At 64.8% G+C, this 25,732-nt stretch carries 22 protein-coding genes, 1 tRNA gene and 1 pseudogene; 12 read left to right on the forward strand and 12 right to left on the reverse strand.

Features of this window, described 5'->3' with window-relative positions; all coding sequences use genetic code 11:
* Position 1: 1 nt before the first annotated feature.
* Positions 2-832, forward strand: a complete 831-nt coding sequence (locus PZ895_RS17445; RefSeq protein ID WP_275840249.1) for an SDR family NAD(P)-dependent oxidoreductase — start codon at positions 2-4, stop codon at positions 830-832.
* Here PZ895_RS17445 and PZ895_RS17450 read toward each other — a convergent pair.
* Entirely contained in the window at positions 822-2,132 is a 1,311-nt protein-coding gene (locus tag PZ895_RS17450) for an MFS transporter (RefSeq protein WP_275840250.1), read from the reverse strand. The genes PZ895_RS17445 and PZ895_RS17450 overlap by 11 nt on opposite strands.
* An 80-nt stretch (positions 2,133-2,212) precedes the next feature.
* On the opposite strand from PZ895_RS17450, the gene PZ895_RS17455 reads away from it, so the two are divergent.
* Positions 2,213-3,220: an alpha/beta fold hydrolase gene (locus tag PZ895_RS17455; protein WP_275840251.1), complete on the forward strand. Its 1,008-nt coding sequence runs from the start codon at positions 2,213-2,215 to the stop codon at positions 3,218-3,220.
* On the opposite strand, the gene PZ895_RS17460 is transcribed toward PZ895_RS17455, so the two are convergent.
* The 3 genes from PZ895_RS17460 to ilvA all read right to left on the reverse strand — a co-directional run bounded on the left by PZ895_RS17460 (position 3,217) and on the right by ilvA (position 7,416).
* The gene (locus tag PZ895_RS17460) at positions 3,217-4,425 is read right to left on the reverse strand and encodes an MFS transporter (protein WP_275840252.1); all 1,209 of its coding nucleotides are present in this window, start codon (positions 4,423-4,425) and stop codon (positions 3,217-3,219) included. The two genes, PZ895_RS17455 and PZ895_RS17460, sit on opposite strands and share 4 nt — an antisense overlap.
* Positions 4,426-4,505: 80 nt before the next feature.
* Entirely contained in the window at positions 4,506-5,870 is a 1,365-nt protein-coding gene (locus tag PZ895_RS17465) for a DEAD/DEAH box helicase (protein ID WP_275840253.1), read from the reverse strand.
* A gap of 292 nt (positions 5,871-6,162) precedes the next feature.
* Entirely contained in the window at positions 6,163-7,416 is a 1,254-nt protein-coding gene (gene ilvA, locus PZ895_RS17470) for a threonine ammonia-lyase IlvA (protein ID WP_275840254.1), read from the reverse strand.
* 113 nt (positions 7,417-7,529) lie between these two features.
* Here ilvA and PZ895_RS17475 point away from each other — a divergent pair, with 113 nt between their 5' ends.
* Entirely contained in the window at positions 7,530-8,987 is a 1,458-nt protein-coding gene (locus PZ895_RS17475) for a TrkH family potassium uptake protein (protein WP_275840255.1), read from the forward strand.
* A 5-nt stretch (positions 8,988-8,992) separates the two neighbouring features.
* Here the strand turns inward: PZ895_RS17475 and PZ895_RS17480 are convergent, their stop codons facing one another.
* Positions 8,993-9,703 (reverse strand): hypothetical protein, encoded by a 711-nt coding sequence (locus PZ895_RS17480; RefSeq protein ID WP_345803535.1) that lies wholly within the window; start codon positions 9,701-9,703, stop codon positions 8,993-8,995.
* A 92-nt stretch (positions 9,704-9,795) separates the two neighbouring features.
* Positions 9,796-11,370, reverse strand: coding sequence for a trimethylamine methyltransferase family protein (locus PZ895_RS17485; protein WP_275840256.1), 1,575 nt, complete (start codon positions 11,368-11,370; stop codon positions 9,796-9,798).
* A 268-nt stretch (positions 11,371-11,638) separates the two neighbouring features.
* On the opposite strand from PZ895_RS17485, the gene PZ895_RS17490 reads away from it, so the two are divergent.
* Positions 11,639-12,337: a B12-binding domain-containing protein gene (locus PZ895_RS17490; protein WP_275840257.1), complete on the forward strand. Its 699-nt coding sequence runs from the start codon at positions 11,639-11,641 to the stop codon at positions 12,335-12,337.
* A 50-nt stretch (positions 12,338-12,387) separates the two neighbouring features.
* Here the strand turns inward: PZ895_RS17490 and PZ895_RS17495 are convergent, their stop codons facing one another.
* The gene (locus PZ895_RS17495) at positions 12,388-12,543 is read right to left on the reverse strand and encodes an entericidin (RefSeq protein ID WP_275840258.1); all 156 of its coding nucleotides are present in this window, start codon (positions 12,541-12,543) and stop codon (positions 12,388-12,390) included.
* A gap of 26 nt (positions 12,544-12,569) precedes the next feature.
* Here PZ895_RS17495 and PZ895_RS17500 point away from each other — a divergent pair, with 26 nt between their 5' ends.
* From PZ895_RS17500 to PZ895_RS17530, 7 genes and pseudogenes are all read left to right on the forward strand, one after another.
* On the forward strand, positions 12,570-13,214 hold the full coding sequence (locus PZ895_RS17500; protein ID WP_275840259.1) for a DUF1638 domain-containing protein: 645 nt from the start codon (positions 12,570-12,572) through the stop codon (positions 13,212-13,214).
* 19 nt (positions 13,215-13,233) lie between these two features.
* Positions 13,234-13,812 carry a DUF4893 domain-containing protein gene (locus tag PZ895_RS17505; RefSeq protein WP_275840260.1) on the forward strand — a complete coding sequence of 193 codons (579 nt, stop codon included), beginning with the start codon at positions 13,234-13,236 and terminating at the stop codon, positions 13,810-13,812.
* Between the two features lie 97 nt (positions 13,813-13,909).
* Positions 13,910-14,557 carry an exopolysaccharide biosynthesis protein gene (locus tag PZ895_RS17510; protein ID WP_275840261.1) on the forward strand — a complete coding sequence of 216 codons (648 nt, stop codon included), beginning with the start codon at positions 13,910-13,912 and terminating at the stop codon, positions 14,555-14,557.
* Between the two features lie 108 nt (positions 14,558-14,665).
* Positions 14,666-14,959, forward strand: a pseudogene (locus tag PZ895_RS17515) (virulence factor); the annotation flags it as partial.
* Positions 14,960-15,037: 78 nt separating this feature from the next.
* Positions 15,038-15,904 carry a methylenetetrahydrofolate reductase gene (locus PZ895_RS17520; protein ID WP_275840262.1) on the forward strand — a complete coding sequence of 289 codons (867 nt, stop codon included), beginning with the start codon at positions 15,038-15,040 and terminating at the stop codon, positions 15,902-15,904.
* 24 nt (positions 15,905-15,928) lie between these two features.
* Positions 15,929-16,897, forward strand: a complete 969-nt coding sequence (locus PZ895_RS17525; RefSeq protein WP_275840263.1) for a methyltetrahydrofolate cobalamin methyltransferase — start codon at positions 15,929-15,931, stop codon at positions 16,895-16,897.
* Between the two features lie 83 nt (positions 16,898-16,980).
* Positions 16,981-19,002 carry an ASKHA domain-containing protein gene (locus PZ895_RS17530; RefSeq protein WP_275840294.1) on the forward strand — a complete coding sequence of 674 codons (2,022 nt, stop codon included), beginning with the start codon at positions 16,981-16,983 and terminating at the stop codon, positions 19,000-19,002.
* A 9-nt stretch (positions 19,003-19,011) separates the two neighbouring features.
* Here PZ895_RS17530 and ade read toward each other — a convergent pair whose 3' ends face one another.
* The 4 genes from ade to PZ895_RS17550 form a co-directional block, all read right to left on the reverse strand.
* Positions 19,012-20,832, reverse strand: a complete 1,821-nt coding sequence (gene ade, locus PZ895_RS17535; RefSeq protein ID WP_275840264.1) for an adenine deaminase — start codon at positions 20,830-20,832, stop codon at positions 19,012-19,014.
* Positions 20,833-20,923: 91 nt separating this feature from the next.
* Positions 20,924-23,092: a TRAP transporter permease gene (locus PZ895_RS17540; RefSeq protein WP_275840265.1), complete on the reverse strand. Its 2,169-nt coding sequence runs from the start codon at positions 23,090-23,092 to the stop codon at positions 20,924-20,926.
* 86 nt (positions 23,093-23,178) lie between these two features.
* Positions 23,179-24,159: a TAXI family TRAP transporter solute-binding subunit gene (locus PZ895_RS17545; protein WP_275840266.1), complete on the reverse strand. Its 981-nt coding sequence runs from the start codon at positions 24,157-24,159 to the stop codon at positions 23,179-23,181.
* Positions 24,160-24,257: 98 nt separating this feature from the next.
* Positions 24,258-24,342 (reverse strand) — tRNA-Leu (locus PZ895_RS17550).
* 105 nt (positions 24,343-24,447) lie between these two features.
* Here PZ895_RS17550 and PZ895_RS17555 point away from each other — a divergent pair.
* Complete coding sequence (locus tag PZ895_RS17555; protein ID WP_275840267.1) at positions 24,448-24,615, forward strand: hypothetical protein; 168 nt, start codon at positions 24,448-24,450, stop codon at positions 24,613-24,615.
* Between the two features lie 6 nt (positions 24,616-24,621).
* Here the strand turns inward: PZ895_RS17555 and PZ895_RS17560 are convergent, their stop codons facing one another.
* Positions 24,622-25,707: a histidine kinase dimerization/phosphoacceptor domain -containing protein gene (locus PZ895_RS17560; RefSeq protein WP_275840268.1), complete on the reverse strand. Its 1,086-nt coding sequence runs from the start codon at positions 25,705-25,707 to the stop codon at positions 24,622-24,624.
* Positions 25,708-25,732 lie beyond the last annotated feature (25 nt).

The following is a 25,732-nucleotide window of genomic DNA, read 5'->3' on the forward strand; positions in this document are numbered from 1 at the left end:
GATGACGCTCTACCGCGCCCGCCCCGAAGACGGCGTCGCCTGGATCACCGGCGCCTCGACCGGCATCGGCCGCCAGGTCGCGATCGACCTCGCGCGGGACGGCTATGTCGTCGCCATCACCGCGCGCGATGACGACAAGCTGGAAGAAGTGTCGCAGGCTGCAAGCGGGCTCAAGGGACGGGTCGTGCCGATGGCCTGCGACGTCACCGATGCAGACGCCATGGAACGGACCGTCCAGCGTATCGAGCGCGAACTCGGGCCCATCGTGCTCGCCATCTTCAATGCCGGCACCTATTCGCCGACGATCGGCGAGCGGCTGGAATTGGCGAACTTCCACGGCACTTTCACCGTCAACCTGTTCGGCGTCGTCAACGGCCTCGTGCCGGTGGCCGACCGGATGCGTGACCGCGGCTTCGGCCAGATCGCGATAACCGGCTCGGTCACGGCCTATTTCGGCCTGCCCTCCGCCGCCGCCTACGGCGCCACCAAGGCGGCGCTGAACAGCATGGCGCGCAGCCTGAAATACGATTTCGACAAGCAGAACATCCGCATCCAGATGTTCAATCCCGGCTTCGTCGACACGCCACTGACCGCCAAGAACAAGTTCCCTATGCCTGCTTTGATGAAAGTCGAGGATGCCGGCGCGCGCTATGTCGAGGGCCTGAAGACAGGTGGTTTCGAGGTCTCCTTCCCGCGTCGATTGTCCTATGTTCTCAAGGTGTTCGGCTACCTTCCGGATTCGCTTTATTATCGCCTCGTCAAGCGCGTGACCGGCTGGGACAAGCGTCGCGTCGCTTCCGGCAAGGACAAGCGCAAGATGGTCAGCCGGTAGCCTCGATCCGCGACCTCAAATCGCGTTGCGCCGTCTCGTCGAGCGGGAAGTTCCACATCAGGCCGATCGCCCCGAGCTTGAGCGCCACCGGCACCCAGGCGTAGGTCACGGCAAGGGCCGTCAGCGCCCGCGCATCATTGTCGCCGCCTGCCTCGAACCCGAACGATTGCAGCAGAGGAAAGGCAAGGCCGACGGCGAGCGCCAGCGACAGCTTGGTCGCCAGACTCCAGGCCGCGAAATAGAGCCCCGACCGCTGCTCGCCCGATGATGCCGTGTCGACGTCGATGACATCCGCCTGGATCGCCGCCGGCAGCGCGAGATCGAAGCCGAGCATTAGCCCCGTCGCGACCGACAGCGCGGCGAAGGCCGGCCAGTTGCCCTCCCCGATCAGCGGCGCGAAGGCGAAGACGGCGCAGGTGAAGAGCATCGCCACGCACCAGGCGCGATGCTTGCCTAGCCTTCGCGCAGCCATAAGCGCCAGCGGCATTCCGGCAATGCCGGCAAGGAAATAGATGAACAGCAGCGGCCCGCGCAACTCCGGCAGGCCGAGCCGGTCCGAAACGAAATAGAGGAAGAGCGTCGCGGGAATGCCGTTGGCGAGCCCGTTGATGAGGAACGCCGCGATCAGACGGACGAAGGGCCGATTGCGCGTCATATGGCCAAGGCCGTCGCGCAGATCGAGCCGCGTGCGCGAATATTCGCGCGGCTCGGGAACCCGCCAGACGGTGAGCCCGCCAAGAAGCACAAGCAGGATGGCGACGGCGATCCCCAGCCCGGCAAGGCCGTGCAGGCCCTCCACGGTTTCCATGCCGATGGCGAAGGGCAGCGCGATGGCGATGAGCGTGCCGCCAAGCGTAAACCCCTCGCGAAAGCCCGCCACCCGCGCCCGCTCGCGGTAGTCCCCCGCCATCTCCGCCCCCCAGGAGGTGAGCGGAATGATCGCGGCCGTATAGCCGAGTGAAAGAACCGCGCCCCAGAAGACCAGATGGCCCGGCCCCGCATCGACGGGCGGCCAGAACAGCATCAGTGCAGCGAGCGCTGCAATCGGCAGCGAGACAAGGAATGTCGCGCGCCGCCGACCCATGCCGGGGCGCCAGCGATCCGCCGCCCATCCCACGAGCGGATCGTTGAACGCATCGAACAGGCGCACGACGAGCAACGCAGTCCCCACAGCGGCAAGCGACAGGCCCAAGGTCTCCGAATAGAAGGTCGGCACGATGATGTAGAGCGGCAGCGTCAGCGCCGCGAGCGGGACCGCCGGCAGCGCGTAGAGGACGAGGCGGGACGCCGGAAGGGACATGCAGAACTTTCGGACGATGCGGGACTGTTGATGTTTACGCCGAAAAGGCACATTCGGTTTCGATCAATGAGGCAAGTGGCATGGCGACGAAAGCGGCTTCGGGAAAAGGCAGGCGTTGGATGTGGGCGATCGTCGCGGTTCTTCTTGCGGCCGCAATCGGCGCGGTCGCATTTTTTGCAGGTCCGCGCGTTGCCGTCGACACAGCTTTGAGCTTCGATCCCGCGATTATGGGCGAAGATGTCGAAGCCTATCTGGCGGGTCGCGAGCGCGAAGTCCCGAACCTGCGTCCCGATCTCGCCAAGGAAATCGTCTGGGCGTTCCCGATGTCGAAGGCGCGCACGCCGCTCGCCATCGTCTATGTCCACGGCTTTTCCGCATCGAGCGGCGAGATCCGGCCCGTCCCCGACGAGATCGCGTCGCGTCTCGATGCCAATCTCTTCTTCACCCGCCTGACCGGCCACGGACAGGACGGCGCCGCGATGGCGACGGCCAGCGTCAATGCCTGGATCAACGACTATGCCGAGGCGATCGAGATCGGTCGCAGGCTGGGCGAACGGGTCGTCGTCGTCGCCACCTCGACGGGCGCCGGCCTTGCGACCTGGGCGGCAACGCGCGCCGAACTGTCGGAGGATGTCGCAGCGCTGGTCCTGGTCTCGCCGAACTACCGCGTCCGCGCGGCCGGCACCCGGCTTCTCACCGGCCCCTGGGGCGGCCGGATCGCGCGCCTTGCCAGTGGCCCCGAACGCCAGTTCACGCCGCGCAACGAGGCACATGGCCGCCTGTGGACCCCGCGCTACCCGACCGAAGCGATCCTGCCGATGGCCGCACTGACCAAACTTGCGCATGATGCGCCCGTCGAGGAAATAGGCATCCCCGCCTTCTTCATCTATTCGGCGGCCGACCGGATCGTCGACGCCGATGTGACGGCGGATATCGCCGCGCGCTGGGGGGCTCTTGCCGACAGCCTGCTCATCGAAAGCTCCGGCGATCCGCAGAACCACGTCATCGCCGGCGACGCGCTCTCACCGCAGACTAACGAACTGATCATCGAAACGACCGTCAACTGGCTGCGCGAGAACGCGCTTTAAGCCGTCGTGAGCTTTGCCCGTTCCGGTTTCGCGTCGCGCACGAACAGATAGATGAAAAGCGAGATCGCCAGCATCGCGGCATAGAAGGCGAAGAGCGCCGCATAGCCCGCCTCCGGCTGGCCCGCGACGGCATTGGCCGAGACGATGGGCCCGGTCGCGAACTGCATGACGCCGACCCCGCCGATCGAGAAGAAGTTGAGGAGCGTCACGCCGCGCCCGGTCAGGTGCGCCGGCAGGAAAGCGCGGCCATGCGCCATCAGGAGCCCGTAGGCGGCCCCGGTCACGCCGATCATGACGAAGATGAGCGTCGTCTGGGCGATGCTGGTGACCGGATTGAGTGCGAGATAGACGAGGACGGCAAGGCTCAGCGAATTGCCGACGATCGCCACCCATTTGCGCGTGCGGAAGATCGTGTCGAGCGGCCCGTAGATGAACCCGCCGGCCACCATCGCAAGCGCCATGAACAGCGTGACCTGCCCGATCATCAGCGCATCGGCGCCATAGACGTCGGCCAGATAGGGGCCGGCCCAAAGGCCGCGGATGCCCGCGGCCGCGGCGTAGTTGATAGCGGTGAGCGGAAAGAGCGCCCACAGAACGCGAATCTTGAAGAGTTCGAGATAGCCGGAAAAACCGACGCCCGCGGACGAGCCCGCGTCGCGGTGCGGATCGCGCAGGAACACCATGATGGAAGCGGCGGTGAGAAGCGTGACGACGCCGAGCCCCATCATCACCGGGCGCCAGCCGAACGCATCGGCGGCAGCGGCCAGCGGCGAGGCGCCGACGACATTACCGAGCGAACCGAAGGCGACGAGCCAGGAGGTGAGGATCGCCAGTCGCGCGGCCGAATAGGTGTGGGCGAAAATGAAGACCGAGGCCATCAGCACCGGCGCGCAGCCCACGCCGATCAGCGCCATCGCCGTGATCACCATCCAGGGCTGGGTGGCGAAGGCGAAGAGAAACGCCCCGCCCCCGCCGCCGATGGCGAGCAGGACGGCGGCCGTGCGCTTGGGGCCGTATTTGTCGAGGCACACGCCGACGACGAACTGCATCGCCGAGAACGATGCGAACCACGCGCCCGACGCGAGCGAAAGGTCGGTATTGCTCGCCCCGAGTTCGGAACCCAGAACCGGGGTGAGGACCGCCAGAAACGAGCGGTAGAATTGCGACAGCACATAGGCGATCGCAAGAGCGGCCAAGCCAGCCATGAAGCGTTTCCCGTCGACTTTCATTGGTGCGGCCACCGGCCGACGGGAAACCGATTAGTTGATTAACCCGTTAGGCGCAATCAGGCAGCGCGGCGCGAACCACCGCCATTGCTTGGGCCACGGCGCTTGGCGCGGAAGGGCCGCTTCTGGCCCTCTGCCGGCTTGCCCGCACCCTGGCCGAAGCCGGGATTGCGGCCCTGGCGCGGCTTGCCATTGGCATTTGCCGGACGGCGATTTTCGCGCTCCTCGGCCAGCGGCTCGGACTTGCGCTGCACCGGGTCGGCCAGGCCGAGATGATCGGCCGCGATCGGCAGCTTCATGCGGATGATCTTCTCGACCTGACGCAGCTTGGAGCCCTCGGACGGATCGCAAAGCGTGATCGCGATGCCGTCCGCGCCGTTGCGGCCGGTCCGGCCGATGCGGTGGACATAGCTTTCCGCCTCGTCCGGTAGGTCGAAATTCACCACATGGGTGATGTTCGGAACGTCGATGCCGCGCGCGGCGATGTCGGTCGCCACCAGAATGCGGACCTCACCATCGCGGAAGCCGTTGAGCGCTCGCTGGCGGGCGTTCTGCGACTTGTTGCCGTGGATGACGGCCGCCTCGAACCCGTCGCGCACGAGATCGCGGGTGACGCGGTCGGCGCCGTGCTTGGTGCGCGCGAAGATGATGACGCGCGACATCGCCTCGTCCTTCAGCATGGTCGACAGCACGTCGCGCTTCTGCTTCAAGCGCGCCATCACGACGCTCTGGTGGATTTCGGCCGCCGTCGTGCCCTGCGGCGCGACCTCGACATGGACCGGGTCCTTGAGGATGCCGCGGGCGAGCTGCTCGATCTCATTCGGCATGGTGGCCGAGAAGAGCGCGGTCTGGCGCTTCGGGTGCGTCGCACGGGCGATTTTCTTCACGTCGTTGATGAAGCCCATGTCGAGCATCCGGTCGGCCTCGTCGAGAACGAGCCAGCGGGTTTCAGCAAGCACGATCTCGTTCTGGCGAACGAGGTCGGTCAGGCGGCCGGGCGTGGCGACGAGAATGTCGATGCCCTGCGCCATGCGCTTGACCTGGCTGCCGCGCGACACGCCGCCGAGCACCAGGCCCGTCGAGATGTGGAGGCCCTTGGAGATGGCGCGGACCGTCTCTTCGATCTGCACGGCGAGTTCGCGCGTCGGCGCGAGGATGAGCGCACGGCAGGTCTTGGGCTTGCGCTTGTCGCCGAGCGCAGCGATGTGCTTGAGGATCGGCAGCGCGAACGCGGCCGTCTTGCCGGAACCGGTCTGGGCGACGCCCAGAATGTCCTTGCCCGCGATCTGCGCGGGAATGGCCGCGACCTGGATCGGCTTGGGCTCGACGAACCCGGCGCGGGCAGCGCTTTCGAGCAGCTTGCCTTCGATGCCGAGGGGGCCGAAACCGCTGGTCGCGGCGATGGTTTGGTTTTCAGTCGTCAAAACAGTCTTCTTTCTGGCGCGCGGAACGTTCCGGGCGCAAAATTCAATGCCGCAGGGCGCAACCTGCGTGCGATATGTCAAAATGGGATCGACAAGGCGGCAGACCCTGCGGGCCCGCGCGACTGCGCTGTCGTCGCCGCGGTCATCCGCGGGCTTGCCTTGAAAATGAGACAAGGCAAAGACGCAACCAGTCCGTATTCGGGAAAGCCGGAAAGTCCGGCCCAAGCGCCTCGTGAGGCTCATATGGCCCTGTTCGCTGCCAAATGCAACCGAAACTTGCTGCGGTGCAAAATCAGATCACCAGACCGGCGATCGTCTCATTGTCCGTGATGTCCTGATAGGTCCATCCTGCCGCCTCGAATTTTTCGGCGAGAACCGCAAAATTGGCCGGGTTCTTCGTCTCGATGCCGATCAGCACGGAGCCGAAATTGCGCGCGGATTTTTTCAGATACTCGAACCGGGCGATGTCGTCCTCCGGGCCGAGCAGGTCGAGGAAATCGCGCAGCGCGCCGGGACGCTGGGGAAAGCGGAAGACGAAATATTTCTTCAAGCCTTCGAAGCGCAGCGCCCGTTCCTTGACGTCCGGCAGGCGCTCGAAATCGAAATTGCCGCCCGAGACGACGAGGACGATCGTCTTCCCGGCGATTTCGTCAGGCCGCAGATCCTTCAGCGCGTCGATCGCCAGCGCGCCGGCCGGCTCCAGCACGACGCCCTCGACATTCAGCATCTCGATGATCGTCGCGCAGACGCGGTTTTCCGGAATGCGCGTCACATCGACCGGCGAAAAATGCGACAGCGCCGCGAAATTCGCCTCGCCGATCTCCGCCACCGACGCCCCGTCGACGAAATTGTCGACCTGGGGCAACCGCACGCGCCGACCTTCGCTCAGGCTCGAATGCAGGCTCGACGCGCCGACCGGCTCGGCAAAGAGAAACTGTGTCCCGGCATCGGCGAGATAGTGCGTGACACCTGCCGCGAGCCCGCCGCCGCCGACCGGCAGCACGATCAGGTCGGCGCGAACGTCGCCGGGAAGCTGCGCCTCGATCTCCTGCGCGACGCTCGCCTGTCCTTCGATGATGTCTTCATGGTCGAAGGGCGGCACCATCAGCCCGCCCGTCCCGGCGGCGAAAGCCTGCGCGGCGCGGTAGCAGGCGTCGAAATAGTCTCCGGTCAGGCGAATTTCGACGAACTCGCCGCCGAAGAGGCGCGTCTTGTCGATCTTCTGCTGCGGCGTCGTCACCGGCATGAAGATGACGCCGCGCTTGGAAAGATGCCGGCACACATAGGCAAAGCCCTGCGCGTGGTTGCCCGCCGAAGCGCAGACGAACACCTCCGGTCCCGAACCCGCTTCCAGAACCTTGCGGAAGAAGTTGAATGCACCGCGGATCTTGTAGGAGCGCACCGGCGACAGATCTTCGCGCTTGAGGAAGATGCGCGCGCCGGTCTTTTTCGACAGATACGCATTCTCCTGCAACGGCGTCTCGGGAAAGAGCGCGCGCATGGCCTCGGTTGCCTGGCGAACGGCGTCCTTGAAGTCACGGTGCAAGGGCTTCAGCCTTCCTGCGGGTCTTTGTCTGTTGGCGCGTCAGCCGCGCTATTGCATATTCGGTGCGCGGAAGCCACTGTCGCGCCGCTTCAAGGGGTCAAGACGGGGAAGACGTGCAGTATCTCGCCATTCGCACCGCGATCCACATCGCGGCGATCTTCGCCATCTATCTGTCCCTCGCCATGTTCATCCCGGCTGGCGTGGACCTTTATTTCGGCAATGAGGATTGGCAGGTCTTCGCATTCTCCGCGGTCCTGACCGGCGGGCTGGCGCTGGCCGTGGCGGCGGCGACGCAGGGGCGCCCCCCGGTTCTTTCGGCGCGCTTCGGCTTCTTCGTCGTCAATCTTCTCTGGCTGACGACATGCATCGTCGGCGCCATTCCTTTCCTCACCTCGTCGCTGGAAATATCGCTCACCGATGCCGTGTTCGAATCGGTTTCCGGCATCACTACAACGGGCGCAACTGTCCTGACGGGCCTTGATTCCCTGCCGCCCGGCATCCTGATCTGGCGCTCGCTCCTGCAATGGATCGGCGGGCTCGGCGTCATCGCGCTCGGCCTTTTCGTCCTGCCCTTCCTCAATGTCGGCGGCGTCTCCTATTTCAAAATCGAATCCTCCGACATTTCGGACCGGCCCTTCGAGCGGTTCTCGACCTATACGGCGAACCTGATCGCGATCTATGTCGCGCTCACGGTCATCTGCGCCATCTGCTATGCGGCCGCCGGCATGACCGGCTTCAATGCCGTCAACCACGCGCTGACGACCATATCGACCGCCGGCTTCTCGACCCATGATTCATCCATGGCCTTCTACGACGACAATTTGCCGGTGCTGTGGATCGCCACCGTCTTCATGTTCATCGGCGCCCTGCCCTTCGCCATCGTCATCCTGCTCCTGACGCGCGGGCGCATCGATTCCCTGCGCGATCCGCAATTGCGAGTCTTTGCAGGCTATGTGCTGATCTTCATTCTGGCCGTGACGATCTATGTGCGCCTGTCGAGCGACATCGCCTTCATCGACGCGCTGACGCATTCGGCCTTCAATTTCATGTCGATCATCACGACGACGGGCTACGCAAGTTCGGACTATACGGCCTGGGGTCCGTTCGCCTTCGCCTGCGCCTTCGTCGCCATGTTCCTCGGCGGCTGCTCGGGCTCGACCACCGGCGGCATCAAGGCTTACCGCTTCCTGATCCTGTTCGAACTGGTGCTGAACGGCCTGCGCCGCCTCGTCTATCCCAACACGGTGCAAAGCGTGCGCTATGGCGACCGCCCTGTCGACGACGCCATGCAGCGCGCCGTCGTCCTCTTCATCGCCTCGTTCTTCATCCTGTGGCTGATCACGACGATCCTCCTGTCGGCGACGGGGCTCGATTTCATCAGCGCCATGTCGGGTGCCCTGACGGCACTCACCAACGTCGGCCCCGGCCTTGGCGACGTCATTGGACCGGTCGGCAATTTCGCGACGGTCCCCGAGACGGCCAAATGGATTCTCGCCCTCGCCATGCTGATGGGCCGGCTCGAAATCCTGGCCGTCCTAGTGATCTTCACGCCGATCTTCTGGAACCGTTGAAAAACTCAAGCCCGCAAGAACGCATCCATGTGAAACGCCTGCACCACAGCGGGATAGCGATACGCATCGTGCGGGCAGGCATTGCGCGCGATGCAGCCCTGCCCGCGACAGGTCGCACCGTCCGCGCGGACATGGCCCCGGCACGCCCCGACATCATATCCGTCCGCGTCGAACGCCCCCACCGGGCAAACCGCCAAACACGGCTTCTTCCGGCATTCATCACAAAGATGCCGCGCCCTCGGCGCCTCCCCGAACGCCAGCGCGCGATCGAGCAGCAGCGCCCCGCGATAGGCGTGCCACAATCCGAACTCCGGGTGCATCAATATGCCGAGCGGCGACGGTTTCAATCCTTCCGCCCGCATCGCCCATTGCTGGAACGGCAGGTATGGCCAGTCGCTGGGATAGACCGCCCGCGCGCCGAGCGCATTTGCAGCTTCATCGATGACATGGCGCGACCAGGAGTCGAGCGGATCGGCAACGCCTTCGTTCCGAGCCTGCCACGCCTGAAAGTGCGTCCAATACTCCGCTCCGCCGTGGCCGATGAGCAGAACCGCCTGCGCCGGCGCATCCTCGCCGGTCTCGAAGTTGAATCCGCCACGCAAGATGAGACCTGAGGACGATAATAAGGTGGAAATGCTCTCGGTCATCACGTGGCTGAGCCGCGAAAAACCTGCACCCTGCGTCGTCGCTCCCGTTCCAGCCACGACACCAAGCATCACCCCTTCCCGTCCGGCCCTCGCATCGCCGAGCGCCAGACTTCCTTGTGAATGATGTCGGCCACTTTAGCCCGGCCTGTCACGGGCTCCTTTCAAGTGAAGGCGTCGGGCATGGACTCCTTCTTCTTTCCCATGAAGTCCTTCAGCCCGTCCTCGATGCCAGGATCGAGAAATGGCGCCTCATAGGTGTCGAGCCAGCGGCGCGCGAGGTCGTTCGCGCGCTGCGGCGCGGTCTTCTCGCCCTCGGCCAGCCATTGTTCGTAGGAATTGTTGTCGGCGATCGACGAGCGGTAGAACGCGGACTGGAAATTCGCCTGCGTATGCGCGCAGCCGAGATAATGGCTGCCGGGACCGACTTCGCGGATCGCATCCAGTGCCTGTCCGTTTTCCGAAAGATCGACGCCGGCGGCGAACTTCTGCTGCATTCCAAGCTGGTCGACATCCATCATGAACTTCTCGTAGCAGGAGGCGAGCCCGCCTTCGAGCCAGCCGGCGGCGTGCAGCACGAAATTCGTGCCGGCCAGAACGGTCGAGTTCAGCGTGTTGGCGCTCTCATACGCCGCCTGCGCATCCGGCACCTTGGAGGCGCAGAGCGATCCGCCGGTGCGGAAGGGCAGGCCGAGCCGGCGCGCGAGCTGGCCCGCGCCGTATGAAACCAGCGTCGGCTCCGGCGTGCCGAAGGTCGGCGCGCCGGACTGCATCGAGATCGACGAGGCGAAGGTGCCGAAAAGCACCGGCGCGCCCGGCCGCACCAATTGCGTAAAGGAGGCGCCGGCGAGCACCTCGGCCAGAACCTGCGTCAGCGTGCCGGCCACCGTCACCGGGCTCATCGCGCCGGCCAGGATGAAGGGTGTGATGATCGTCGCCTGGTTGGCGCGCGCATAGACCTTTGCCGCGCCCAGCATGGTTTCGTCGAAGACCATCGGCGAGTTGGCGTTGATCAGGTTGATGATGACCGTGTTCTCGTCGACGAATTTATCGCCGAACAGGATCTTCGCCATCGCCACCGTGTCCTCGGCGCGCTCCGGCGCGGTGACGGAGCCCATGAAGGGCTTGTCGGAGAACTTCATGTGGCTGAACACCATGTCGAGATGGCGCTTGTTGACCGGAATGTCGACCGGCTCGCACACCGTTCCGCCCGAATGATGGATCGACGGCGCCATATAGGCGAGCTTCACGAAATTGCGGAAATCCTCGATCGTCGCATAGCGGCGGTTGCCGTCGAGGTCGCGCACGAAGGGCGGGCCGTAGACCGGCGCGAAGACCGTCGCATCGCCGCCGATCTGGACGGAGCGCTCGGGATTGCGCGCGTGCTGGGTGAAGACGGACGGCGCGGTCTTCAAGAGCTCGCGGCACAGCCCCTTGGGAAAATGCACGCGCTCGCCGTGCACGTCGGCCCCCGCCTCTCTCCACAGTTCCAGCGCCTCGGCATCGTCGCGGAACTCGATCCCGATTTCTTCGAGAACCGTGTCGGCATTGGCCTCGATCAGCGCCAGCCCTTCCTCGTTCAGCACTTCATAGAGCGGGACCTGGCGCTTGATGTAGGTCAGCGTCTTGCCCGGACCGCCGCCCGAACGCGCCGCGCGCCGTGCCGACGCGCCGCCGCCGGCACCGCGCCCGCGCCGTCCCGTGCCCGCCTCTTCCGCGTGAGCGAGATTTTCGTCCATGTCCAACCCGTCCTTATTCCGTTCGCCGCCGGTCGCGACGTTTTCCCGCCAATCTAGTGGAGGGCGGTTTGCGAACGGGCTTGGCCGCGCCAAACCGTGTCGCAAAATCGACACGGAATCCTGCGTGTTTTCGGCTGAGTTTCACGGTCGTTTTCGTTTCCGCCGACGTCGCATTCCGACTATGGGAAATCGCCGCCGTCAGAATATGAATTGGGCACGACAAATCAGGCGTGTAGTCGCGCTTGCCCGAGCCTTTCAGGAGTACCCGATGTCCGACGACGAAATCATCCTGTCCGAACTGTCCGACGACGAACTCGTTCAGCAGATGCACGACGATCTCTATGACGGGCTGAAGGAAGAGATCGAGGAAGGAACCAACATCCTGCTCGAGCGCGGCTGGGAACCCTACCGGGTGCTCACCGAGGCGCTGGTCGAGGGAATGCGCATCGTCGGCGAGGATTTTCGCGACGGCATCCTGTTCGTTCCCGAAGTGCTCCTCTCCGCCAATGCGATGAAGGCCGGCATGGCGATCCTGCGCCCGCTGCTCGCCGCCACCAATGCGCCCAAGCAGGGCAAGCTGGTCATTGGCACGGTCAAGGGCGACATCCACGATATCGGCAAGAACCTCGTCGGCATGATGATGGAGGGCGCCGGCTTCGACGTGGTCGACCTCGGCATCAACAATCCAGTCGAGAACTATCTGAATGCGATCGAGGAACACCAGCCGGACATCATCGGCATGTCGGCGCTGCTCACGACCACCATGCCCTACATGAAGGTCGTCATCGACACGATGAAGGAGAAGGGCATTCGCGACGATTTCGTCGTGCTCGTCGGCGGCGCGCCGCTCAACGAGGAGTTCGGCAAGGCCGTTGGTGCCGATGCCTATTGCCGCGACGCTGCGGTGGCGGTCGAAACAGCCAAGGACTTCATGAAGCGCAAGCACAACGTCCGCGCTTCGGTCTGAAACGAGAAAGGGCGCCAGTGGCGCCCTTCGCTGTTCCGATTGGCGGCGGCTCAGTTCGCCGCGCGCGAGACGTTGCGGCCGGCAGACTGCGTCGCCTCGACCGTGTTGGCAGCATCCGCACCCACGCCGCGGATGGTGTTTGCACAGCCGCTTGCCATCACCGCGACAGCGAAGACGATTGCGATGCTCGAAATTGCCTTGGACATTTGATCTGCTCCCGGAATGATGTGGCATGGAAAAATCTGGTTCCATCCGTGAACGCGCCAGACCGCAAAAGGTTCTCGTCATCGCCTGCGGGATGATCGCGCGCGAGGTCATTGCGGTTAAGGAAGCCTTGCGCCTCGATCACCTGGATCTGACCTGCCTGCCCGCCGAGTTCCACTATCGTCCTGATCGCATCGCCCCCGCCCTCGACATCGCGATCGGCAAGGCGCGCGCGGAAGGCATCGAGAACATCTTCGTCGGCTATGCCGACTGCGGCACGGGCGGCGACATAGACAAGGTCTGCGCGACCCATGGCGTCGAGCGCATCGACGGTCCGCATTGCTTTGCCTTCTACCAGGGACTTTCCGCCTTCGAGGCAATCGCCGACGCGGACATGACTTCGTTCTACATGACCGATTTCCTCTGCCGGCATTTCGACGCCTTCTTCATGAAGCCGATGGGTCTCGACCGGCATCCCGAACTGATCCGCGACTTCTTCGGCAATTACGAGAAAGTCGTTTATCTGGCGCAAACCGACGATCCGGCGCTCGAGGCCGTGGCGATCCGCGCGGCGAAGATGCTCCGCCTCGCCTATGAGCGCCGCCATACCGGCTATGGCGATCTGACCCCCGCCCTCAAAAAGGCACATGGCATGGTCAATCAGGGCGCCTGACACGCCAATTGGACCGCCCATGCTTCGCCGCCCCGTCCTTGCGCTTCTCGCGCTCTTCTCCTCCATCACCGCCTCGCTCGCCACCGGCGAAATCGAGAACCTGATCACCGATGCCGACCGCGAGCGCCTTGCCGCCTTTGATGGCGCCAAGCAGCGGGCTCTCGACGAGGCCGGGGATGCCGACAGCCAGACGGCCCTTGCCGCGTTCCGCAAGGCGGCGACGGCCGAAACGTTTCCCTTCGCCGATTTCGACCTCACCGGCGACTGGCAGTGCCGCACGCTGAAGGCCGGCGGTCTCGCCAGCCTCGTCGTCTATGGCTGGTTCGACTGCCGCGTCACCGATGACGGTTCGGGCTGGCGGCTGGAAAAGCTCACCGGCTCGCAGCGCACGGTCGGCCGCTTCTTCACGCAAAGCGACACGCGCCTGACCTATCTTGGCGCCTTCTTCGTCGCCGGCGACGCCGCGCCCGAATACGGTGCCGGGGTCGACAGCGATCAGGTCGGCTATGCCGTGCGCACCGGGCCGGAAAGCTGGCAGATCGAGTTTCCGCTGCCGCGCTACGAATCGACCTTCGACATTCTCGAATTCAGGCGTTAGGGCGCAATCCCCACGCAACAAATCTGTGGCATTGCTATTGTAGTGCATCCAGGGCTGCCCATCTTGGCGAGCGAATGCGAATGATCATCAGGACGACATGACCGACGAACTCGCCCGTCCCGCGATGCTGCCCGTGCCCGCCATGGCCGCCGGCAAGGCGCGCCTGTCGCAGATATTCCGGCGACTCGCGGCCGAATCGGAACACTCGGTTTCGATCGAGGAATTGCGCGATTCGATGGGCGACCGCGGCTTTGCAATGCTGCTCGTCCTGTTCGCCGCGCTCAATCTCCTGCCGCTGCCTCCCGGATCGACGCTGATCCTCGGCATACCGCTGATGCTGGTTTCCGCGCAGATGATGCTGGGCTATCCGTCCGCATGGCTGCCGCGCTTCCTGCTCGCCAAGTCGATCGGCGCGGATCGCTTCCGCCATGCCGTCACCTATGTCATTCCGCGCCTCGAATGGCTGGAAAGGCTTGTCCGTCCACGCAACTGGCCGTTCGAGGCGGCCGATGCCGACCGCTATCTCGGGCTAGCGACCTTCGTCCTTGCGGTCGCCGTCTTCCTGCCGATTCCGCTCGGCAACTGGCTGCCGGCCTTTTCGGTCGCGGTGATCGGGCTGGCTCTGTCCGAGCGGGACGGCGTCTTCCTCGCCATCGGGCTCGGCCTCGGCGCGCTTTCGCTCGCTATCATCGCCGCGGTCGTCGGGGCCGGCGCGTTCCTAGCGAGCGCCGTGTTCGGCATCTGATCGCGACATGCCGGTGCGTCGCTTTTGAAGGCACCCGCGTCGTCCGGCAACAAGCGGCGCTCATCGCCATGCGGCAATGCTCCGGCAGGTTGATTTCACGGAGCCTTCATGGCCGATCTCATCATCGTTTACTGGCGCGACATCCCCGCCCAGGTGATCGTGCGCAAGGGGCGGCAGAACGCCAAGCGCGAACTGCCGCTGCGCTTCACCGAGGCGATCGACATGTGCGCCATGCGCACTGGCGCCGGCGAAACCGATGCGTATCTTGCCGAATGGCGCAAGGCCGATCCGGTGCCGGTGGGAGACGATCTCGAAACCGAGGCCGACAAGGCGCTGGCCGAATTCGACGCCGCCTATGATCGCGAGCGCCTCGTCGCGCTCGTCAAGGCCGGAGGTCGCGAGACCGACAGGGCAACAAACGGTCGCGAGACCGACCGGGGATCAGCCGGTCTGGAAAAGAACATGGCGGAGGAGCGCTGAATGACGAAGATTGCCGCATCGATCGAGGTTGCGCCCACGCAAGCCGTCGAATCCAACGACCTGCCGGGTCTCTTCCCGGAAGGCTCGCGCGTCTACATCACCGATATCGGAAACGATTCGACCGACACGCTGGTCGCCGCCGCAAGGCGCGTGCGCGATCTGGGCTACCGGCCCGTCCCGCATTTCGCCTCGCGCCGCCTGACGACCCGCGCGGCACTCGAAGACCGCATCCGCCGCTCGGCCCAGGAGGCCGGCATCACCGACGCGCTTGTCATCGGCGGCGGTCTCGACAAGCCGGCCGGCGAGTTCGCCTCGACCATGGACGTGCTCGAAACCGGCTTCTTCGAGAAATACGGCATCACGCATCTCGGCGTCGCCGGTCATCCCGAGGGCAGCCCCGATTTCACCGAGGCTGAGGCCATCGAGGCGCTTCGCCAGAAGCAGGATTTCGCCAAGCGTTCGGGCATCGAATTGCGTATCGTCACCCAGTTCGGCTTCGACCCGCAGAAATTCATCTCGTGGGCCGAGGACCTGAAGGCGCAAGGGATCGACCTGCCCGTCCATCTTGGCGTCGCCGGGCCCGCCAAGATCACGACGCTGATCAAGTTCGCAGCCATGTGCGGCGTCGGCAACTCGATCTCCTTCCTGAAGAAGAACGCCCTCTCGCTCACCGCGCTCGCCACCAGCCATTCGCCCGAAGGCATGGTCGGGCCGATCGAGAAGCACTGGCAGGCAACGCCCGGCAGCGCCATCGCGCAGATCCACGTCTTTCCCTTCGGCGGCCTGAAGAAGAGCACCGAATGGCTCGGCGAGCGCGGCTCGTGGCCATCGCCCGCCGCCGCATCAGTCGCCCATGCATCCCGTTAAATCCTCGCGCCCAAGGATCTTGAAATGACCCGCACGATCGTCGCCTCCGCGACCAGGGAAATCATCATCGGCTTCGATCAGCCCTTTTGCGTCATCGGCGAGCGGATCAATCCGACCGGCCGCAAGAAGCTCGCGGCCGAAATGGTCGCCGGCAATTTCGACACGGTGACGAAGGACGCGCTCGAACAGGTCGCTGCCGGCGCCACCATGCTCGACGTCAATGCCGGCGTCACCGCCGTCGACCCGAACGCGACCGAACCCGCGCTTCTCGTCCAGACGCTGGAGATCGTGCAGAACCTCGTCGACGTGCCGCTTTCGATCGACAGTTCCGTCTCCGCCGCCATCGAGGCTGCGCTCAAGGTCGCCAAGGGCCGCCCGCTGGTCAATTCGGTGACCGGCGAGGAGGAAAAGCTCGAGGCGATCCTGCCTCTGGTCAAGAAATACGACGTCCCCGTCGTCGCCATCTCCAATGACGAGACCGGCATTTCGATGGACCCGGACGTGCGTTTCGCCGTGGCGAAGAAGATCGTCGAACGCTGCGCCGATTTCGGCATTCCCGCCCATGACGTCGTGGTCGACCCGCTGGTCATGCCGATCGGCGCGCTGGGCGACGCCGGCCGCCAGGTCTTCGCGCTCCTGCGGCGCCTGCGCGAGGAACTGAAGGTCAACACCACCTGCGGCCTCTCCAACATCTCCTTCGGCCTGCCGCACCGCCACGGCATCAATGCCGGCTTCATCCCGATGGTCATCGGCGCCGGCATGACGAGCGCGATCATGAACCCCTGCCGCCCGCAGGAGATGGAGGCCGTGCGCGCCGCCAACGTCCTCAACGGCACCGACCGCGACTGCACCACCTGGATTCGCACCTACAAGGACTACAAACCAGCCGAAGGCGGCCACGCGGTCGCCGCGCCGGTTCCCGTCAGCGCACCAGGCGAAGGCAGCAACGGCCGCCGCCGCGGCGGACGCGAAGCGCGGATGGCGCGGGGATAGGCTTTCGTGCCTGAGAGAGTGTTTCGTTTGAAAGAACTCGATTGAACGCCCCCTCCAACATCAAGGACCCGCTGGTCCTGTTCATGCCCTCCGGCAAGCGCGGGCGGTTTCCCGTCGGGACCACCGTGCTCGACGCCGCGCGCGATCTCGGCGTCTATGTCGAAAGCGTCTGCGGCGGCCGGGCGACCTGTGGGCGCTGCCAGATCGAGGTGCAGCAAGGCCATTTCGCCAAGCACAAGATATCGTCCGCCGCCGACCACATCTCCCCCTTCGGCGCCAAGGAAGAGCGCTACGCCAGGGTGCGCGACCTCAAGGAAGGCCGGCGCCTGTCCTGCTCCGCCACCATTCAGGGCGATCTCGTCATCGACGTGCCACAGGACGTGCAGATCAATGCGCAGGTCGTGCGCAAGTCGCCGATCGACCGCGTCATCGAGCGCAATCCGGCCGTCCAGCTTTGCTATGTCGAGGTCGACGAGCCCGACATGCACAAGCCGCTCGGCGATCTCGACCGACTGAAGGTCATGCTCGAAAGGGATTGGGGCTGGCAGGATCTGCTCGTCTCCCAGCATCTCCTGCCGCAGGTCCAGTCGATCCTGCGCAAGGGCAACTGGGGCGTCACCGCCGCCATTCACCGCGACCTCGATTCCTCGCGGCCGACCCTTATCGCGCTGTGGCCGGGCCTCAAGAACGAGGCCTATGGCATCGCCTGCGACATCGGCTCGACCACCATCGCGATGCACCTCGTCTCGCTGCTCTCGGGCCGCATCGCCGCGACTTCCGGCACGCAGAACCCGCAGATCCGCTTCGGCGAAGACCTGATGAGCCGCGTCTCCTACGTGATGATGAACCCGGACGGGCGCGAGGCGATGACCAAGGCCGTGCGCGGCGCGGTCAATGACCTCATCGACAAGGTTTGCGCGGAAGCCGAAGTGGAGCACGACACGCTGCTCGACGCCGTCTTCGTCGGCAATCCGATCATGCACCACCTCTTTCTCGGCATCGATCCGACCGAACTCGGCCAGGCGCCCTTCGCGCTCGCCGTCTCGGGCGCGGTGCATACGTGGGGAAGCGAGATCGGACTGAAGATCAACCACGGCGCGCGCGTCTACGTGCTCCCATGCATCGCCGGCCATGTCGGCGCGGATGCCGCCGGCGCAACGCTGTCGGAAGGCCCGCACCGGCAGGACCGCATGATGCTGCTGGTCGATGTCGGCACCAACGCCGAGATCGTGCTCGGCAACCGACAGCGCCTCCTCGCTGCCTCCTCCCCCACCGGTCCCGCCTTCGAGGGCGCGGAGATTTCGTCCGGCCAGCGCGCCGCGCCGGGCGCGATCGAGCGCGTGCGCATCGATCCCGACACGCTGGAGCCGAAGTTCCGCGTCATCGGCGTCGACAAATGGTCGGACGAACCGGGCTTCTTCGAGGATGCCGAGGCCGTCGGCATTACCGGCATCTGCGGCTCGGCGATCATCGAGGTCGTCGCGGAGATGTATCTTGCCGGCATCATCACCGAGGACGGTGTGGTCGACGGCTCGCTCGCCGCCAGATCCCCGCGCATCGAAGCCTCGGGCCGCACCGCGACCTATGTGCTTCACGAAGGCAAGCAGCGCATCACCGTCACGCAGAACGACGTGCGCGCGATCCAGCTTGCCAAGTCGGCGCTTTATGCCGGCATCAAGCTCCTGATGGAGAAGCAGGGCGTCGAGACCGTCGAAACGATCTGCTTCGCCGGAGCCTTCGGTTCGTTCATCGACCCGAAATATGCGATGGTCCTCGGCCTGATCCCCGATTGCGAGTTGTCCGACGTCAAGGCCGTCGGCAATGCCGCCGGCACCGGCGCGCTGATGGCGCTTCTCAACCGCGACCATCGCCGCGAAATCGAGGACACCGTTCAGCGCATCGACAAGATCGAGACCGCCTTGGAACCGAATTTCCAGCAACTCTTCATCAACGCCATGGCACTGCCGAACAAGGTCGACCCGTTCCCGAAGCTGGCAGCGCAGGTGAAGCTGCCCGAGCGCAAGGCGACCCCCGCCGCCGAAGGCGATGCCGTCCCCCGCCGCCGCTCGCGAGAGGAACGCGCCGCAAGACGCAGCCGGGATTGACCAACCGCCCTATTCGACGAACAGATCCACCTTCTGAAACGTCCGCACGTCGACCAGCCCCTGATCCGAAATCCGCAATTCGGGGATGACCACGAGCGCCAGAAGGGAGTGCTGCATGTAGGCGTTGTTGAGGTCGCAGCCGACCGCGCGCATCGCCGCCGTCAGCTTCTCGGCCTTCTGCGCGACGGTCTCCGCCCGCTCGTCCGACATCAGCCCTGCGATCGGCAGTTCGACCAGAGCCAGTTCCCGGCCTTCCGAGATCAGCACGACCCCGCCGCCGACCTCGCCGAGACGATTGGCCGCCTGCGCCATGTCGGCCTTGTTGGTGCCGACGACGATCATGTGATGGCTGTCATGGGCGACCGTCGAGGCCATCGCGCAGGGCTTCGTGTATCCGAAACCGGAGACGAGCGCGTTGACGACGCTGCCCGTCGCCCTGTGCCTCTCGACCAACGCGATCTGGCAGACGTCGTTCGCGCCGTCCATCGCCACCAGCCCGTTCTCGACGGCTAAATCCATCTCGAGCGCGCGCGTCGGCGCCTGGTTCTCGATCACGCCGATCACCCGCGCCCGGACCGAATTCGCGCCCTCCGGCGCCCTAATGTCGAAATCGGCCGCCGTCAGCGTCTTGCCGAGCCTCACCGTCTGCTTGGCCCTGGCCGGATAGGGATAGGGCTCGATCTCCGCGACGAGCCGGCCGCTCTCGGCCAGCAGGCGGCCATGCGCATAAACCTCGTCGATCTTCAGCGCCGCCAGATCCGAAACGAGGAGGAAGTCGGCCATGCGCCCCGGCGAAATCGAGCCGATCTCGCGCTCCAGCCGGAAATGCTGCGCCGTGTTGAGCGTCGCCATCTGGATCGCCGTGACCGGCTTCAGCCCCTGCGCGATCGCGTGGCGCACGACGCGGTCCATGTGGCCGTCCTCGACCAGGGTGCCCGAATGGCAGTCATCGGTGCAAAGGATGAAATTGCGCGGGTCGAGCCCCGATTCCGTCACCGCCTTGACCTGTTCGGCCACGTCGTACCAGGCCGAGCCGAGCCGCAGCATGGCGCGCATTCCCTGCCGCACGCGGGCGATGGCATCTTCCGCGCGCGTGCCTTCGTGGTCGTCCTCCGGCCCGCCGGCGACATAGCCGTGGAAGGCGGGACCGAGGTCCGGCGAGGCATAATGTCCGCCGACGGTGCGTCCGGCCTTCATCGTCTCGGCGATCTCCGCGACCATCTTCGGATCGTTCGCCGAGACGCCCGGAAAGTTCATCATCTCGCCGAGCCCGATGATGTTTTCCCAGGTCATCGCCTCGGCAACGTCGGCCTCATCGAGCGTCGCGCCCGGCGTCTCCAGCCCCGGCGCGGACGGCACGCAGGACGGCATCTGGACATGGACGTTGACCGGCATCGCCATCGCCTCGTCATGCATCAGCCTGACGCCGTCGAGCCCGAGAACATTGGCAATCTCGTGCGGATCGATGAACATCGAGGTCGTGCCGTGCGGAATGACGGCGCGGCAGAACTCGGTGACCGTCACCATGCCGCTCTCGACATGCATGTGCGCGTCGCACAGGCCCGGTACGAGATAGCGCCCGCCGGCGTCGATCACCTCGGTCCCCTCGCCGATTGCGTGGCTGGCATCCGGCCCGCAATAGGCAAACCGGCCACCGGACACGGCAAGATCGGTCCCCGCGATGATCTCGCCGGAATAGACATTGACCCAGCGTCCGTTACGGATGACGAGATCGGCCGGCTTGCGGCCGGTCGCGACATCGACGAGCGTGGACGCCATCTCGTGCCAGGGGGCTGGCCTGCGGCGCGGGCGATTGAATTTTTCTGACATCTTCGATGACACTCCGTTTGAACCGAATGTGCCAAGCCGTTGGACGGAAAGCCAGATTGCTTTCCGTCCGATCCCGCGAAAACTGTTTCGCCTAATCCGCGCCGCGCGCCAGGGTCCGCGGCTCCACCACCCGCTTCTGATATGCGAACAGCGCACCGCCGACCGCAAGGCCGATCAGGTCGGAGGTCCATCCGCCCTTGATCATCGCAAGCGCTGCGAAAAGAAGCAGGATGCGCAGGACGGCATTCAACGGCCCGAAGAACCAGCCGATGACGGAGGACGACAGGAGGTAGATGCCGATCGTCGCCGTCACGAAGACGTGGATGATGTCGAGCCACTCGCCCTGCATCAGCATTTCCGCCGAATAGAAGAACATGAACGGCACGACGAAGGCCGCGAGCCCGATCTTGAAGCTCTCCACCGACGTTTTCATCGGGTCGGACCGGGCGAGCGCCGCCCCCGCATAGGCGGCCAGCGCCACGGGCGGCGTGATCGCGGACATCACCGCGTAGTAGAAGATGAAGAAATGCGCCACGAGCGGCTGGATGCCGAGTTGGATCAGTCCCGGCGCCAGCACGGATGCCGCAACGGCATAGGCGGCCGTCGTCGGCATTCCCATGCCCAGGATGATGGAGACGCACATGGCGAAGAACAGCGCGATGAGTTGGTTCTGCTCGGCAAGTGCAAGAAGCACCGCCGAAAAGCGCGTGCCGACGCCCGTCAGCGCGATCACGCCGACGATGATGCCCGCCGCCGCGCACACCGCGACGAGCTGGAGCGACATCTTGGCGGCGAGTTCGAAGGCGTAGAGGATCGCGCGCGGCCCCATTCTGTTGGGCGTCAGCCAGGAGACGACGGCCGCCGCAATCATCGCCAGCGTGCCGGCGCGGATGACCGAATAGCCGGCGAAGAGCGCATAGATCAGGATGACGATCGGAACGAACAGATAGACCTGCATCAAGAGCTTGCCAAATTTCGGCAGTTCCGAACGCGGAAGCCCCTTCATGCCCTTCTTGGTCGCCTCGAGATCGACCATGAAATAGACCGAGGCGAAATAGAGGATGGACGGGATGATCGCGGCGACCACGATCTCCGTATAGGGAATGCCGGTGATCTCGGCCATGATGAAGGCGCCGGCGCCCATGATCGGCGGCATGATCTGGCCGCCCGAGGATGCGGCCGCTTCGACGGCCGCCGCTGTCTGCGGCTTGTAGCCGACCTTGCGCATCAGTGGGATGGTCAGTGATCCGGTCGAGACGACATTGCCGGCGGATGTGCCGTTGATCGTGCCCATCAGGCCCGAGGCGAAGACGGCGACCTTGGCCGGTCCGCCGCGCGCCTGCCCGGCGGCTGCAAAGGCGAAATTGACGAAATACTCGCCCACTTTCGAGGCTTGCAGAAACGCCGCGAAGGTGACGAACAGGATGATGTAGGTCGACGAGATGGCCGTCGTCGGCCCCAGAATCCCCTGGTCGGTATAGACATAGGTGAAGAAGCGCGACACCGAATAGCCGCGATGCTGGAGGAAGCCCGGCAGCCACGGCCCGACGAAACTGTAGAGGATGAAGACGCCGGCGATGATGACCAGAGCCAGTCCGGCAAGGCGGCGGGTCAGTTCCAGGATCAGGATGACGCCGGCGATCGAGGCCCACATGTCGCCCGGCTGCGCCATGCCGGTGCCGGCGCGAAGGCGCAGCGCGCCCGCATTGTAGATGATGTAGAGGCAGACTGCCCCGGCGGCGACCGCCAGCAGAACGTCCGCGAGATTGATCCGGTCCTCGGCCGGGTCGGCGAAGAACCAGCCATGGACGACGGCAAGGACCGTGCCCGCAAGCAAGGGGATGCCGAAGGTCTGGAACGCGAAGGCAGGCGGCGCGGCCTGGCCCGTCGTCCACCAGTTGCCCCAGGCGACGAGCATACAGAACGCTCCGTAGAGAATGCCGGCTGCGGCGCCGAAAAGCACGATGAGGCCAAGCGGGTTGCGTTTGGCCTCCCCGGCCTCCTTGGTGACGCCATGCGCGGAATAGAGCAGGAAGCCGATCGCAAGACCGCCCGCGATGTGGATCAGCCGATAGGTCCACGTCTCCAGCGGGTAGAGGTTCATCACCGCGATGTGGAAGACGGTGTAGGCGATGCAGGCGACGACGACCAGCCAGTGCATCGGCCCGCGGAAAAGCCGCTGGTTGTAGCCCTGCGGCTCGATGTCCACGCCTTCGGCGAGATTGATCGTATCTGGCGATGCCGTGCTGGTTTGCGTCATGATATCCCTCCCCGAGGACACCGGTCAGATGGCAAAAGCCCCGGCGGCGCGGGTGCGCAACCGGGGCGTGAGAGGCGCGAAGGCGATCAGTCCTTCAGATTGTCGGGCACGGTGATGCCCTGCTCTTCCAGATACCGCACGGCGCCCGGATGATAGGGCATGAACGAGTTCTTGTCCCAGTTCTCCGTCAGCGTCTCGGCCGAGGTGGCGTGGATCTGCATCATCCGGTCGTTGTTCTCGAGTACCAGTTTGGTGATCTCGTAGGCCAGGCTCTCGGGCATGTCCTTGTGGGCGATGGCGAAGTTCCACAGACCGACCGTCGGCTGGTCGTAGTCGTGACCCTGATACGTGCCGCTCGGGATTGTGAACGCCGCCATTTCCGGATGCGCCTCGAGGATCTGCGCCAGTTCTTCCTCGCTGAATCCGAACATTTTTACGTCGTTCTCGGCGGCGAGCTGGGCGAAGGCCGAGATCGGCACGCCGGCAGCGAACGCGAAAGCGTCGATCAACCCGTCCTTCAACTGGCCGCCGGCATCCGAAGCACCGGCGAAGGACACGTTGGCGTTGACGCCGAGGGTCTCCATGAAGCGCGGCCAGTAGGTGCCTGGCGTCCCGCCGGCCGGACCGACGCCGACGCGCTTGCCCTCCAGATCGGACACCGATTCGATGCCGGAATTGGCCAGAACCACGACCTGGAACGGCGTCTGATACATCGGGAACAGGGCGCGGATGTCCTTGTGCTCGACGCCGGGCGCCAGCTCGCTCTCGCCATTCCAGGCTTCGAGCGCCGGCCCCATCGTCACGAGACCGATCTGATGATCGCCGGTCTGCACCAGGGTCACGTTCTGCACCGGCCCGCCGGTCACTTCGCCCGACGCGTTGATGCCGAGGCTTTCGGAGATGAAGCTCGCCATGCCGTTGCCGTAGATGAAGTAGGTTCCGCCCTGGCTCGCGGTGCCGATCGTCAGATCGTTCGGCCAGTCGGCGCGGTCGTCCTGCGCATGAGCGAGCGAGCCCGCGAATGCGACCGAAACGGCCAATGCGATGGAACGTGTGAGTGTGAGCATGGATCATCCTCCCTGATTTTTCTTGATCGCTTCGTTTGTAACGATTGAAACCCGTGCGGCAACCGATTTGGACTAAGACTAAAGTCTAATTTGTGGATTGGTGCGGGCGGCGGGACTCGAACCCGCACGGCCATGGCCTCCGGATTTTAAGTCCGGTGTGTCTACCGGTTCCACCACGCCCGCGCGTCTTGCTTCTGTCCCGCTTGGGGCGAAGCGTCAAGCGCCGGGCTTGCAGCGGCCTGCCGGCTCGGCTATCGCCACACACATGCGATCGAAACGAGGCTGACGATGACGAAGCTGATTGCCGCCATCCTGGCAACCACCCTTCTGGCCGCCTGCGGGGCCGGCACCCCGATGCGTGTGGAGTCGCGCTCCGCCCAGAGCGACGAGGTGCGCGCGGCGGAAATGCGCGCCGCCTCGATCAGGTTGACGCAGCGCTCGCGCGGCGGCGACTGACCGGCGTCAGGCGCGCAGGGCATCCTTGCGCCGGAACTGCATTGTGACCTTCATCCCCTCGCCTGCAACCGACTGCACCTCGACATCGGCGTGCGCGTTCTCGCGCAGCGACTTGACGATCAGGCTGCCGAGTTTGCCCCGTGCCGGCCATTCGACGCCTTCCGGCAGGCCGATGCCGTCATCGGCGACCGTCACCGTGCAGTGGCCGTCCTCGGTCAGGCTGTGAAGCAGGATCGTGCCCCCCTTGCCGTCGGGAAAGGCATATTTCAGGGCGTTTGTGAAAAGCTCGTTGACCACCAGCCCGGCCGGCATCGCGACATTGATCGAGACCGGATAGGAATCGAGCTTCATGTCGAGTCTGACGCCCTCGACGGCATGGCTGCGCATGACGGCGGACGCGATGTCGCCGAGATAGAGGCCGAGATCGACGGTTTCGCTGTCCCTGCCCGCCTCCAGGGCCTGATAGAGCAAATGCAGGGAATCGATTCGCCCGGCGAGGCGGCTGAACGGCTCCTTGCCCGCGCCCGGCCCGGCATTCTTCGCCTCGATGCGGATGAGCGCGGCGACCATCTGGAGATTGTTCTTCACCCGATGCTGGATTTCCTTGAGAAGAACGTCGCGCTCGGCGATCTGCTGGATCAGGGCCTCCCGGTCGTCGCCTTCGGCCTGGGGCAATTCGACGATGGCGACGACGCGGAAGACGGCATCCGACTCCTCATTCTCGATGATGCTTGCATAAAGCCCGACGCGGCGTCGTTCACCGTCCGTCCCGATGGCACATTCGAGCGGCTCGTCGCTCGGCTCCCGGATGAACGCGCTGACCGCGCCGACCTCGTCCGCGCATGGCGTCAGCGCCGCATCGACCTTGTTCCAGGGATGTCCATCGAGTTCATCTTCCGTCAGCCCGACGCAATCGTGGAAAGCCGGGTTCGCATAGACGATGCATTCGTCGCCTTCACATTCCGACACAGCGATGGCGATCGGGATGTGATCGAGAAACTGGCGGAAATGATCGCTCTCAAGGGCTTCGGCGAGATGTTCGGTGGCGAGCAGGTCTTCCACCTGCTCGACCGCACGGTCGTCGGCAGTCATGATTGTTTCGTTCTCCCCTGAAGCG

Origin of the sequence: Mesorhizobium sp. YIM 152430 (assembly GCF_029210365.1) — a bacterium.
In the GTDB taxonomy this organism is placed as follows: Bacteria; Pseudomonadota; Alphaproteobacteria; order Rhizobiales; family Rhizobiaceae; genus Aliihoeflea.